Here is a 13,518-nt window from a genome sequence, read left to right as displayed (position 1 = left end):
GACCTACTCTGTTTTTATGGTTCGGTCTGACGTGCCGTGTTTGGCGAATTTATTCTTTCCGGTACCGGTGTATGTCCCAGCGTAGCCTTTCAGGAACAGGGGAACCTGCACGGGGTTTTCGGTGAGCTTGTCCCCGATGACCCCGGAGACCTGCATGATTGCGTTCTTCTCCTTCTTCACGGCCTGGAACTTGCCATCAGCCACCTGTTCGGACTTGTCCCGCCACTGGTAGCGCAGGTCCTCCAGGGTGCTGCTCATGCTTTCATAGAGCGTGTAGCCGTAGACGAGGAACATAAGAAAAAACGAGAGGAAAAAGAGCATGAAGGCCGCTTCGATCATGGCCGCGCCGCTCTCTTTGTTACTGTGCCGGGACGTTCTGGCGGCCCCGTCGCGCTTTAAAAGCCTCAATGGAGCACCTTGGAGAGGTTGTCGAGTTTGGGTTTGGGGTTTTTCAGGTCGCCCAGGCGCACCATCACGGGTGTGTAGTGGGGCCAGCCACCCAGGGGAACCCAGCCCCCCACGGAACCCGTGTCGATGCCGAAAATCTTGAGGATGGAACTTGTGTCACCGCTCCCGATCGTGTTGACCAGATCCGTGAGCACGCCAAACGTTTTCAGAAAGGTATTGGCGTCCATCCCCGTTGGGGCGAGCATCCTGTTCAGCAACTGCTTGATCTTGGCTTCCTCCGAATTGATACCGCTATTGAAAGGGAATTTTTTCTTCAGCATCTCCAGCTCATCCAGCTTCTTCTGCAACCCGGCAACATCTTCGGCGAAACTGACGGCCTTGGAGAACGTGCCTGTCATGGAGAGGCCCGAAGGCATCAACCAGGAGCTCATCCACCCGGCCAGGGCGATCGCGGCGTCGGCCGCGGGCATGGACCCCACTGAACCGCCGGTGGGCATTGCCGCAGCCACGGCGTGCAGGGTCTCGGTGCGCCCGAAGACTGAAGGAGCCAAGATCAGGTCGTGGGGGGGGTGCTTGAGTTCGAAGGCCGAATAGGTGAGCGGGTTGTCCTTCTTTTTTATCTTGTACTCAAAGCTCCCGACTGAGGGCAGGGGAAGAAAGCGGTCTATCACTATGGGGATCGTGCCGTCATGGGCGCCTTCGTATTCGGCCGGCATGGCCTTGGCGTCTACCCATATTTTGGCCGGCACGGGACAAACGGGGCACTCCGCGTCAGTCCAGTACAGGAAGACGTAGTAACCCCTCTTGCGCTCGTACTCCATGAGCTTGCCCGGCTGGCTCTCGCTGGTCTTTGGATTGATTGATTTTATGGTGACGTTCTTGACGCCGATGTCGTCCAGGTTGGCCTTCTTGACGCTCTTGGCCACCTCAATGGCCTTGCGGGCGTATTCCTTGTTGGCATTGTCCTGGTACTGTTTGATATACTTGAAGACATCCTCGTAGAACTTGGCGGCGTTCTTGCCGTCCTGCTCCTGCTTGAAGGGCGACATGAATGACTTGATGTAGATGCCCAGGAGCTTGAAGTATTCTGTCTCGGCCGAATAGTTCAGGTCCGCGATCTCGTTCAAACCAGCGGCCTGGACCGTGGCCGCCGAATAGGCGCAGGCGTCGGCCACGTTCTGGAGCCGAACCCTCTCGAAGATGAGCTGGCCGATGTCCAAGACGAGCATGATCATAAGAGCCAGCGTGGGCAGCATAAGGGCCACCATCACCGTGATGGACCCCTCCTGGCCTTTGGCCGGTCTTTTTATGCCCGCGCTGTTCATCATTTCACCTTGTTGTCCCCGGAATGCTTGGGCTCCATGTACGTCTTCACCTTATGGTAAATGGTGAAGCCGTTCTTTTCCCCCCACAGCTTGCCTATCGCCTCGGGCAGATCGATCTTCTTGGACATGGAGACGCTTCCCTCGCCGCCCTTGTCCCCACCGGCCTTTCCCTGGGTCTTCAGCTCGTAGCCCTTGTCGATCTTGGAGGCCGCATTGCTCGCGGACCCACCCACCGAGTGAGCCCGGGAGGCCACATTCGTGGCGTAGCGTAGCCGCTCGTGGGCCAGGAAGATCTCCGAGAGATTGATGTAGGCTGTGAACACCAGGAAGATGAACATCAGGGCGAAGGCGAACTCCACGGTCACCACCCCGCGCTCCCCATCTCCCGGCGGACACGCCCCTGCCCGGCGGACGAAGCCGCGCGGAAAGGACATGGCTTGAAACCACGCCATACTGTGGCTACTTCTTAAGCCCTGCGGTATCCTTCACTTTTTTCACGACCTCCTGGAAAAATTCCTTGAGGGGGTCGAACATGTAGGTGGCCGCGGCAATGATGCCGATCACGATGACAGCGATGAGCAAGGCGTATTCGACGGTTGTGGCTCCGTCTTCGCCTTTCATGCGCAGGTTCAACTCGCGCAGACGTTTTTTCACATCGTGCTGGAGATTGCTGGCCCGACAGTGCAGATGAGAGATTGCGTTTCCGATCTTTAACATGTCCGCGAACTCCGTGGGTTGGACGTCTCAGGGATATGCGGGGGCAATGAACCCCATGAAATCTTTCAATATCTCCCTAGCCATTGGTCGAAATATCTCGGTCTCCACCCCCATGAATATGGCGGCCGCAAGGAGCATGCACAAAGCGTATTCAACAGTCACAGCTCCGGACTCTGCCCGTACGATCTGGGTCAGTGGAGCGCTCCAGGGCGCCAGCCCGAAGCTGAATAAATGAAATCTATTCGGAGAGTTGGAGGAAGAACTCCTCGCTATTGAATGCATAACACCCCCCGGCACCATCGAACACACGCGGTGAGTCTTATCTTAGCAAACCACCTCTGACATTTTCCTTACAACCAGACACACGAAACATAAAAATCGTTGTTACCGAAAAAAAACGACCGCCGGCTGAAAGGCTTTCGAGGCAGGAACACCCCTCACACCTGGGAAACCCGAGTCCACGAGAACGTTCACTCCTCAGTGCCGATGAACAGAGTTTCCTTGACGTTAAAGGACGGGGGTTTGGATCCGCGCTGGCCCTTGGCTGGTTCTTTGAAGTCCAACTCCAAAACGTACGTGCCTGGCGGCGCGGTTTCCGGAACCAGGAAAAAGGCGTCCACTGCCGAACGGCCAGGCGTCAGGATGAAATCTTTATCCTGGTCGAGAAAAACAGTTTTGCCCTTAAGGCTCAGCTTGCGGGTCAGAACACCCTTCTCTGATCCGCCGCCCGACGCAGGACAGAAGGCGTAGATGAACCGATGGTGCACTTCACCACCTGGAGCGACCCGTTCCGGATTTAATGTATTTGCCTCAAGTGCGAGCATGGGCAGCTTCAGATTGTCGCACTGGAGCTCCCTGGACAATGCTTCATACTCGAGCAGAAGCTTGGGGCCCGGAGCAGGCTTTGCGGGCGGCTCTGGTGCCAGTTCCGGGGCCTTCTTGACGCACGCGGGGGTAAGGCAGAGCAGCAGGGCCAGAATCGCTATTTGATAATACGCCATCCCGTGTCGCCTCCTGGTACTGATTTTTTCGGTGTCTTGCCGGGCGTGCGCGGCGCGGCCGACGCAGGGGGCTGTGCCTGTTGGGAAGCCAGCTGGCCTGTTGAGACGTAACCCGTCAGGCCCTGGGGAGCAGTCACCTTCACCCAGTCTTTCTGGATTTCGATCACGTCCAGCTTTGTGTTCACGTCAAGGGTAGCCAGGATGTTTCCCGAATTGTCCGGGGTCTCCCTCAGCCGGACACCCTTGGCCTGGGTATAAAGAATACTGGGCTCTCCGGCCGGTTGGCTGGCGACAGGGGGTTGTTCCTGCGCCTTTGAGGACGGGGGGGCCGGTTCGGGCTTGGCTGCGGACTCCGGGGAGACTGGTGCGGAAGGCGCTGTTTCAGTCTTGACCGGTTCCTGGGGTTGTGCGGCGGATACGGGCCCGGAAGCGAGCTCAGTTGGTGCAGCCGAAGTGCCTGGCGCAGTGGCAGGCGCGTCGGGGGGAGAAACGGGCGTCCCAGCCTGTGGCACAGGCGCGGGTGTTGGAGCCGGGGCAAGCAGAGGAGCCGGTGCTGGAGCACTCTGGGCAGGCAAGCCCTTTGGGGCCTCCTGCCTGGCCAGCAGGAAGTATCCCCCCACGCCCAGCACGAGCACAGCGGCCATTGCTGCCAACATCGCCTTTCTTCTCACCGGGGGGGCTCCGGACGGGATCTGCGGCAGGGGAGCCTCTCCCATCATGGTGGCGGCCTTCCCTGTATCCAAATTGACGGGACTCTCCGCCCCCGGGGTGGAGACCTTCACGGTGTTTTCGGTGGGCACCTGTGTCCGACCGGAATCCATGGGATACGCATCGGCCTGGTCAGGTGCGAAGAACCTGCTGATCCGCTTGATCTCGGCCAGAAAAGCCTCCGCGCTGGCAAAGCGTTCGCCAGGTGTCTTGGCAAGTGCCTTGAGCACCATTTCCCGGCATGCCAAGCCGGCCTCGTCCTCGGGGAGATCCAAAGGCGGCGGAGTCTTTTCTATATGGCCAAGCATTATCTCCAGATCGGTAACGCCAGTGAACGGGGCCGTTCCGGAAAGCATCTCGTAGAGCGTGACGCCCATGCTGTAGATGTCCACGCTGAAGCTGACCTCGCCGGACTTGAGCAGCTCCGGGGCCATGTACTGAAGTGTGCCTACGCCAGCGCCGAAGCGGGTCAGGCCGGAATCGTCCTCGACCAGCCGGGCGATGCCGAAGTCGGTAACCTTCACCTGCCCGGATTCGGAGACGATGATGTTGCTCGGCTTAATGTCGCGGTGCACAATGCCGTTTTTGTGCATGAAGGCCAGCCCTGACAGGACTCCCGCGGCGATGTGGAGAGCTTCTTGGATGGAAAGCCGTCCATTGGCCTGGAGCATGTCCTTTACCGACTGGCCGCAGACGTATTCCATTACCAGATAGACTTCGCCCTCCCATTCCAGGAAGTCGAAGATGTTGACGACATTGGCGTGGCTTAACTTGGCCTGAAGTTTGGCTTCCTTGAGGAAGCGCTCAAGCATGTTCTGGTTCTTGGCCAGATGAGCGGCGAGACGCTTGATGGCGACGGGACGTTCGAGGGTGCGGTGCACGGCCTTGTAAACCATCCCCATACCGCCTTCACCGATCTTGTCGATGATGTCGTAGTGCTGGATGGCTTCAGTCACACTCCCTCCAAAAGCCGTAAGTACTTTCTAATTATCAAAAACCTTATGGAAAGCAACAGCAACCGGATGGCACGGCGCCAAGGCGGAACCACGCCTGGGCATGCCACCCAATCCTTGTAAAGATACAGGAGACTCCTGACATTTTCCTGACAATCGGCGGGGACGTGAAAGATCGGCCCGGGAAGAAAGACTCACGGCATGCGAATTGGCAAAAAGAGTACGGGGGGAAGGTGGATCACCCGGAGACCAGCGTTTGCAAATACAGATCGTGTGGCTCTCCCGGTTATCAGCCAGGCACCACATCCAGGGGCGAGCCGGATGAAGCCACCCCCGCCTGGACGACATTGAGAGCAGTTTCGATCTCACCCGCATGCTTCGCGGCCAAGGCCGCATCGCCAGCCCGGCAGGAACCCTCGAACGCCGCTGCCGGAGCAAGTAAAGGGGCCAGAGCCAAGCCCATGGCCGCTCCTTTGATGTCGTGTCCGGCTATGGCCGCTCCGGAATAGTCTCCTGCATCAAGCAGGGCCCTGGCCTGAGACAGCCTGTCTGTAAGATAGGCCACGGCTTCCGGGAGCAAAGAATCGAGAGTGCCTTTTTGTGTTTCCGGCACCGCGGCGTAACGGGCAACCGCTTCCCGCAGTCGCTCCAGGCTCACTGGCTTGGACAGATAATCTGTCATCCCCGCCTGAATAAAACGCTCCCGGTCACCTGCCATGGCGTAAGCCGTCAGCGCTATCACTGGCAGAGTTCTGGCTGCCTCCCCACACTCGCCCCGGCGAAGCCTTTGTACAGCCTCCACTCCGTCCATCTCAGGCATCTGCACATCCATAAGCACCAAGTCGAAGTGTTTGGAACGCAACAAATCGAGGGCCTGGCGACCGTTGGTCGACGTTGTCACCTGGTGGCCCATGTCCGCCAGAAAGCCTTCAAACACATGGAGATTGAAAGGATTGTCCTCGACAACCAGAACATGAGCGGGGCCGGCGCGCTCAGCCCCGGCAACCTCGGCGGCAACACCAGCGCATTCGTCCTTTTCGCACAGGCCGAAACGAACGGTGAAATGAAACGTGCTGCCCATACCCGGTTCGCTCTCCGCCCAGACGCGCCCCCCCATGAGCCCCGTCAGCTCCCGGCAGATGGCCAGCCCGAGTCCGGCACCCTGATGCATTTTGGAGAATGAAGAATCGGCCTGGCGAAAGCTGTCGAATATGGCGTCCAGCATCTGGGGTTCAATGCCGATGCCCGTGTCCGCCACCTGGAAATGGAGTTCCACCTGACCGGACTCCGGCCAACCTGAAACCGACACGGACACGAAGATGGTTCCGGTGTCCGTAAACTTGACCGCATTGCCCACCAAGTTCCCGAGCACCTGCCCCAGCCTGACCGGATCACCCAGGAGCAGGCGCGGCGTGTCGCTCGAGACCTCGAGCTTCTGGCCGATGTCCTTGCGTTTCATGGTCAGGCGATGGGCATCGAGGGTTTTTTCGATCACTTGGGGCAGCTCGAAGGCCCGGGTCTCCAACACCAGTTTGCCGGCTTCGATCCTGGAGAGATCCAGCACGTCGCCCACTATGGCCAGCAGCAGCTTGGCTGAATCCTCAATCATCCCCAGGTTGGCCGCGATCTTTTCCGGGTCGCGTCCGCGCCGGCACAGTTCGGTCAGCCCCAGGATGGCGGAAAGGGGGGTTCGTATCTCGTGGCTTATGTTGGCCAGAAAGGTGCTTTTGGCTTTGCTCGCGGCCTGGACCTGCTCGTTGGCCAGACGCAGGCTTTCTTCGATGCGCTTGCGCTCGGCTATGTCCTTACGCAGCGCCTTGGCCTCGGCAGCTTCGCGATGAGCCTTCTGCAACACCTCGGAAAGCCAGGAGAAAGCTGCTCCCGTCAAAACGAAGATTGCCATCCTGAACCATGCTACGGGGCTGGAAGCGAGCAGTTCATCAGAGGGAAGCATAACGGCCACGGCAACCACCGAAAGCACTGTGGCCAAAAGCCCCGAGAACCCTCCTCCGATGAATGCCGACACCATCATGGCGTAAAAGAACGTAACGAACGGGAACCGGGCGCCGAGGTCCTCCATGACCCATCCCCTGAGCAAAGCCGCGAGTGCCACGGCCACCACCGGCAGGGCGACCCTGAACCACAGGGATGAATAAGGGAATGAACGGATCAATGAATACTCCTTGCCTGACCCGGTACAAACTCCGCGTCGCGCGGCTGGCTCTCGTCCACCTGCTGTTTCCAGGGCGACCTGGCTCCCTGAAAAGCGCTTCGCCGCCAACCCTCTCCAACAGATCCCGATGGTGTCAGCTGGAAAGACAGTTTCGCTGAAGAATGTTAGTAATCGGAAGCATTCTGGTCAAGGACCGGAATACCTCGACAACGTTCTTCAAATGCTGCTCGAAGCACGGGGAGGTCCGACTCGACCCCTTTAACTGAAGCTACAATGCTTTTTAATCACCCTACGCCTTTCCCTGGTGGGGTCCAGGGCACAAAGAACTCAAGCGCGTACGGCATTTCTGGTGCGCACACGCGGCGGAGCACAATTTGAGAAAAAAACGCCGTCCTAAACGCGTGTATTTGGTCTCCACTCCCTCTGTGCGCGTCGCGGAGCAGTGAATTCCCGTGGTTGCAAATAAAAAAGGGCCGGAGCTGAACTCCAGGAAAAACACCCCGCGCTATGTTTGCCAACTCGCCTCTTCGCGGAAGCAGGCACAATACGCCATCCGCATTAAAACATCGGCAAGCTTGTATGGAAAACCAAAGAGAATACTTAACTCAGCCTTCCACAAGAGGTTACAAGCAGGCAAAAGGCCCCCGCCAAACATTAGATGACCTCGATAATCAGACAATTTCGTACTTCAAGTTACCCACACGGCCCGGCATTAAAAATCCTTCTGGGTCAATAGACCCGAACCATCTACTCGCCCTTTGAGAGGCAGCTTGACCGTGCAGAACACTCCCCGATCCGCCTGGGACAGGGATATCCGCCCAAGACACTTTCTGGCCGCCGCCTTGGCGATTGGCAATCCGAAACCGGTTCCATGTGGCTTTGAAGAGTTGAAAGGCAGGAAGAGTTCTTCAGTCTTTTGATCTTCTGGCAGTTCACCCCCTCCAAAGATGGTCACATTCAAGTGCGAGGGATTTTTCGGATCCACATTGCTTCCGATTACAATGCTGGGGCCTCCCTGAGGCAAAGCCTCGAGAGCATTGATCAACACCTCCCTGAACAGTTCCCCTGCCAGAAAGGAGTCGGTTTCGACTTCTGGATATGCCGGGTCCAGGGAGTAACTGACTTCGCCCCCCTCTAACCAAGCAGGGCAAGACCTGAGGCTTTCGATGGTTTGCTCCAGAAACAACCGTATTGCTAAGGGTTTGAATTCAGGCTCGGCCAACTCCACGGCATTGAGCCTGGAGATGTCGCGTGTCATGCGCTCAAGACGCAAAGCTTCTTCCAGTATGATCTGGCCCATCTCTTGTGCATCAGCATCACCTTTGCGGATGAGGTGCTTGGCAGCAGAACCGATTACGGTAAGGGGATTGCGAGTCTGGTGAAAGAGCCCCTGCTGCACAGGTGCGGCGACACGAGCTGTGTATGCGGCATGACCTTTTGCCCGTATCAACATGCACAGATCCAGAAGGGTATTCACAGACGAGGCCACAAGAGGGCGTTGCTCCGGGGGGACACAGTCCCATATGGTTCGCAAGAAGAATTGACGGCACTTGATTTCACCCAGCATCATGTATTGAAGGTCGATTCCCATAACGGCTGAATCAAAACCCTGCTGCCACAATTCGTCCAGGAAGAGCGTATCCCAGTCTCTGCTCCACAGGGATTGGTACCACCGTTTCCAGAAGGATTTTACCGTGCCCTTAAAAAAGTCCAAGGAGAGTTCCATGTGGGTGCGCGGAGCAATTCTTCGGAAGAGAGCTTCCAAATATTTACCCGCTTTGGGTGCGCGCTCTGCCAGCTTCGCGGCATAAGGGCGCAGGGCCTCCAACTTCGAACTGTCCAGGCCGACTTCGTTACGAAAGAATTCCAACCGGGAAATAAGGAGAGGGTCGTTCATGGGCACGCTCCTGATTCGTAACATGTACACTCGCGAGAAGGCTCACTGGAGGATCAGTGTAAATCGTGTTACCTGTTTTAATGAAGCCTTAAACATCCTACTCGTTACTCGAACGACATCAATCTTTTCAGTGGACCAGCAGGGCAGTTTGTGCTTTTATTAATAGTAACAGCCTGTTCAAGAGAAATCTTTTCACACGGAATAACATGCTCCATGGCAATTTTTGACATAATTCCCCCCTTGAATACGATTATTCTTCAGAAAACACCCAGACGGGACTCTTCTCCCAACCAATTCTCTGGGTAACACATGAAGCGCCACTGCAGGGAATCTGCCCCTCGGGCATCCGCAAATTCGTTCGGGAAAGTTCGTCTAAAGTGTTAATAATGCCGATACAATGAATCGATTTGTACCACGCAAAACAAGCATCCAAACTGGGACATTACATCATAACCACTGGGATTCTGTAGACACACAAGGAACAGCAATCACTACCGAGGAACACACCATGCAGACAACTTCAGTCCGCACTTCTGTGAGAAGCATCCTGCTGACCATATCATCCTGCCTGATTGCGACAGCCTGTTCCTTGGGACCGGCCCAGCTCAAGGGCAATAGAATCGATTACAACAAAAGCATCCAGAATAGCGACAGCGAGGAATTGCTGCTCAACCTCGTGCGTATCAAATATTCGGAATCCCCCTACTTCATGCAGGTGAGTTCCATCTCGTCCTCTTTTAGCTACTCCGCCTCGCTAGGAGGGGGGGGAGAATTCAGCCAGGGGGCTGAACCATACGTTCAGTACCCCATGACCAAGCTGATTCCGTCCGTAAGAGGAAGCATCGCCGAGAACCCCACGATCACCTACTCCCCTCTGCTTGGTGAGAAATTCGTCTCACAGCTGCTGGCCGACATCAGTCCCAGCCGATTCTGGTTCCTGCACCGGGCCGGTTGGGAAATGCCCATGCTCCTGAACCTCATGGTCCGTCGCATCGGAAGCCTCCATAATCCAGATCACTACCAGATGACCGATGCGACCGCTCTGGCTCAAAGGAGGGACTTCCTGCAATTCGTCGAGCTGGTGAACAAGATCTCGCTTCGCGGTGATTTCGCCCTCCTCTACCAGGAGCCCAACAAGGAAAATCCCATCAGTTTGACCATGCAGTTCAGGTTTGCCAGCGCGGAGGAGGCGGACACGCTTGAAAAGCTTCTTGGCGCCAAGCTGGAACGGAGCAGGCTGCAGGACGGAGCCATCTTCGCCCAGGTTTTTCTCAGCGAATCCCTGGGACTGCCTAAGACGAGCATTCAAAAGAACGACGGGGTTATCCTCCCGGTGTCGTTCAGAAACTTCATTGGCGTGCTGGTCTATCTCGACAGGGGGGTCAAGGTGCCGAAATCGGACCTGGACAAAGGAATCGTCCGGTCCTTCGGAATAGACGAGGCATATAACGATCCGGAACACTTCATCGTGGTGGAGAACTCCAATGTGCCACCCACAGGAGCCTTGCAAACGGTCAGACACCGCAACACGTGGTATTATATAAAAGATAATGATTTCAATTCGAAACGCACATTTGGTTTCATCTCCGTGCTGCTTTCACTGCAATCAGGAAATGTGACGGCTGCGGTCCCTATCCTGACTTTACCGGTCAACCGGTAGGATTCTAGGGGGTACTCGCAGAAGGCTAACCCGCCCCCTTCGTCACTGGCAAGGACCGCTTCTGCCACCTCAGTTCGTCAGGGCGTAGAGCGGTCTTTCCCAGACCCACCTTCATATTCAATGACCTGTCCCAGGTCGCGGGTTCGCACACCCGCGATCAAATTCTTCTCGATGGACTCGAGCGAGCGCCCCTTGGTTTCCGGGACTAAATAAAGGCAAAAGAAAAACGCAAACAGATTGACCACGGTGAAAAACCCGAACACGGCCTCCGGACTTGAAAGCTCGACCAGCGGCAAGAATCCCAAGATCACCACGATATTGATGCCCCAGGCCGCCGCCGAACACAGCCCGATGGACCGGCTCCGGACCCTTAGGGGAAATATCTCCGAAGCCAATATGTATGGCACCGCTCCCATTCCGAAGGCGAACGCCCCGATAAAGGCCGACAAAGCCGCCACCTGCACCCGTTGCAGTAACACTGAATCATGAGATGAGACGTGGCTTGCGGCAAAAAGGCCCATGCCCACGGTCATTACCGCCAAGCCCCAGAGCAGCAGCGGCCTCCTTCCCCATCGGTCAATACACAAGGCCGAGGCCACCGTGGCCAGGACGTTGACTGCGCCCAGGCCCACGGTGGAGAGAAGCCTGCCCTCGACCGAGGCGAATCCGGCAGCCCTGAAGATTTCAGGCGCATAATAAAGAATCGCGTCGATGCCGCTTAAGTTCTGCAACAAGAAGAGCCCGGCACCCACAATGAGCACGCTTCTCACCGGTTTGACCGCCACATCGGACCAGGTCACGCTTTGCTCGTTCCCGCAGCTTGCCGACTCCATGGCCTCCCGGGGCCATGGAACGCCGTGTACGGCCAGATAGGCGGCCCGGGCTTTTTCAATACGGCCCTTGCACAGGAGCCAGTCCGGACTCTCCGGAGCAAGCGTGAGGCCTAAGAGCATAAGCGTGCCGGGGATCACCCCCGATCCGAGCATTCCGCGCCAATCCCCCTGCGCGGCCAGGGAATAATCCGCGAGATACGCCAAGAGAAACCCCGAGGTGATGGCCAGCGGTGTAATCGAGACCAATACCCCTCTCCATCGCGCCGGGGATGTTTCAGCAACGTATTCAGGCAGGACCATGGTCGAGGCGCCCACCGCGAACCCCATGACGAACCGCCAGACAATGAGCGTCGCTATGCTGTCAGCGAATGCGCAGGCCACGGCGCTCGTGGTGTACACGAGTGCCGTGGCCAGAAGCACCGGCCGCTGACCGAAACGCTCGGCCACAAGGCCACACAAGAGTCCGCCGAGGAAACCGCCGACCAGAATGGCCGTGACCACCACGCTTTTTTCGAGCGTTGAGATTGGGAACTCCCCGGCGATGAACTCGAGCGCCCCGGCCATGATGCCCGTGTTGTAGCCCACTAGCAGACTGCCCCACAGGGCGGTCCAGGCGATCACGAACGTTGCGCGCGTGACCGCCGGGACACTGTCGATCTTATGGATCGAGCCTATGGGATGGCCTTCGTTTTCAGACAAGGTGTACCGTTTCCCACTGCTTCGATGAGCAGCTCCTAAGGATCGCTTCCACCAAAAGATCGATCTCGCAGCCGTCCCTGAATGTCGCGAAATCAACAGGCCGGTCCGGCTCGCGCACCCGTCGGTAGATGTTGCGGAAGAGGTTCCGCATGCACGTGGGGTAGCCTTCAGTGTGCCCCCCGGGGTAGTGAGCGTATTCGCGAGCCTCGGGTTCGAGGAGCTGCGGGTCCTTCATGAGCAGCTGGTTGGCCTCGTTGCGACACCCCAGGTACAGCTCGTTCGGCCGTTCCTGGTCCCACCACAGGCTCTTCTTTGACCCCCAAACCTCGAGTGAGAGGTGGTTTTTCCTGCCCGCCGCCACTTGGGAAATGCAAAATATTCCCCGCGCTCCGTCTTCAAATTCGGTCAAAATGTGGGCTTGGTCCTCGGTTTTAATATCCACGTCGGTACAGGCGGGTTCGGCGGAGAGCGTGCCTGAGAAGGTATCGTGCTGGGCGAGAGGCTTCTTGCGTTGAGAATGAACAGTGAACAGATCGGCCATAACCCGGGTGATTCGTTTGCCCATCACGAACCGGGCCAGGTCCATGCAATGCGTGCCGATGTCCGCGACCGCGCGGCTCTGGCCCGCGGCCGAGGGATCAAGCCGCCAGTTCCAGTCGGTTTCGTAGAGCAGCCAGTCCTGAAGGTAGGTCCCGTGCACGGCAAATATGCGCCCCATGTCGTTTTTACGCACCAGAGCCGCTGCCTGCTGCACCATGGGAAAATACCGGTACACGTAGCATACGGCGTTTACTATGCCGGCTCGCTCAGCCGCTACGACCAGTTGCCGGGCTTCGTCCCCGGAAATCGCCAAAGGCTTTTCGCCGACCACGTGTTTGTTTGCGGCGATGATCGCCATGTTGATCGGAAAGTGAAGATGGTTGGGCGTACAGTTATGCACGACCTCGATCGATTCATCCTTCAACAGCTCCCGGTAGTCGGAATGGACCTTGGGGATAGAGAACCGATCGGCGACCGCACGGGCGTTGTCCTCGTTGACGTCTGCCAGGGCCGCGATTCGCACTCCTTCGGTGCGTACCAGCGCATCGATGTGAGCGGGCCCGATGAATCCAAGACCAATAATGCCGCAGGTGATTGTTCTCAT

General features: G+C 57.3%; 11 protein-coding genes. 1 reads left to right on the top strand and 10 read right to left on the bottom strand.

From position 1 onward, the window contains the following. Positions 1-3 precede the first annotated feature (3 nt). From HY795_00500 to HY795_00465, 8 genes are all read right to left on the bottom strand, one after another. On the bottom strand, positions 4-339 hold the full coding sequence (locus tag HY795_00500) for a hypothetical protein (GenBank protein ID MBI4803695.1): 336 nt from the start codon (positions 337-339) through the stop codon (positions 4-6). Positions 340-404: 65 nt separating this feature from the next. Next, positions 405-1,736: a Tad domain-containing protein gene (locus HY795_00495; protein ID MBI4803694.1), complete on the bottom strand. Its 1,332-nt coding sequence runs from the start codon at positions 1,734-1,736 to the stop codon at positions 405-407. Continuing rightward, positions 1,733-2,185, bottom strand: a complete 453-nt coding sequence (locus HY795_00490) for a hypothetical protein (protein ID MBI4803693.1) — start codon at positions 2,183-2,185, stop codon at positions 1,733-1,735. Before HY795_00490 ends, HY795_00495 begins: the two co-directional genes overlap by 4 nt. Positions 2,186-2,192: 7 nt before the next feature. Then, positions 2,193-2,354, bottom strand: a complete 162-nt coding sequence (locus HY795_00485; protein MBI4803692.1) for a Flp family type IVb pilin — start codon at positions 2,352-2,354, stop codon at positions 2,193-2,195. A 566-nt stretch (positions 2,355-2,920) separates the two neighbouring features. After that, positions 2,921-3,451 carry a hypothetical protein gene (locus tag HY795_00480; GenBank protein MBI4803691.1) on the bottom strand — a complete coding sequence of 177 codons (531 nt, stop codon included), beginning with the start codon at positions 3,449-3,451 and terminating at the stop codon, positions 2,921-2,923. Next, positions 3,433-5,115, bottom strand: coding sequence for a protein kinase (locus HY795_00475; GenBank protein MBI4803690.1), 1,683 nt, complete (start codon positions 5,113-5,115; stop codon positions 3,433-3,435). Before HY795_00475 ends, HY795_00480 begins: the two co-directional genes overlap by 19 nt. Positions 5,116-5,401: 286 nt before the next feature. Beyond that, positions 5,402-7,285 (bottom strand): response regulator, encoded by a 1,884-nt coding sequence (locus HY795_00470; GenBank protein MBI4803689.1) that lies wholly within the window; start codon positions 7,283-7,285, stop codon positions 5,402-5,404. Between the two features lie 712 nt (positions 7,286-7,997). Then, positions 7,998-9,113, bottom strand: coding sequence for a HAMP domain-containing histidine kinase (locus HY795_00465; GenBank protein MBI4803688.1), 1,116 nt, complete (start codon positions 9,111-9,113; stop codon positions 7,998-8,000). 577 nt (positions 9,114-9,690) lie between these two features. Here HY795_00465 and HY795_00460 point away from each other — a divergent pair. Further along, a complete protein-coding gene (locus tag HY795_00460) occupies positions 9,691-10,842 on the top strand; it encodes a hypothetical protein (GenBank protein ID MBI4803687.1) in 1,152 nt (383 codons plus the stop codon). Positions 10,843-10,919: 77 nt separating this feature from the next. Here the strand turns inward: HY795_00460 and HY795_00455 are convergent, their stop codons facing one another. Both HY795_00455 and HY795_00450 read right to left on the bottom strand, forming a co-directional pair. Continuing rightward, entirely contained in the window at positions 10,920-12,374 is a 1,455-nt protein-coding gene (locus HY795_00455; GenBank protein MBI4803686.1) for a sugar porter family MFS transporter, read from the bottom strand. Then, positions 12,367-13,518: a Gfo/Idh/MocA family oxidoreductase gene (locus tag HY795_00450; GenBank protein MBI4803685.1), complete on the bottom strand. Its 1,152-nt coding sequence runs from the start codon at positions 13,516-13,518 to the stop codon at positions 12,367-12,369. The genes HY795_00455 and HY795_00450 overlap by 8 nt, the downstream gene beginning before the upstream one ends.

Origin of the sequence: Desulfovibrio sp., assembly GCA_016208105.1 — a bacterium.
Taxonomy (GTDB): Bacteria; Desulfobacterota; Desulfovibrionia; order Desulfovibrionales; family Desulfovibrionaceae; genus Fundidesulfovibrio.
Note: the sequence above shows the minus strand (reverse complement) of the source record. Positions and strands in the feature narration are given on the sequence as shown.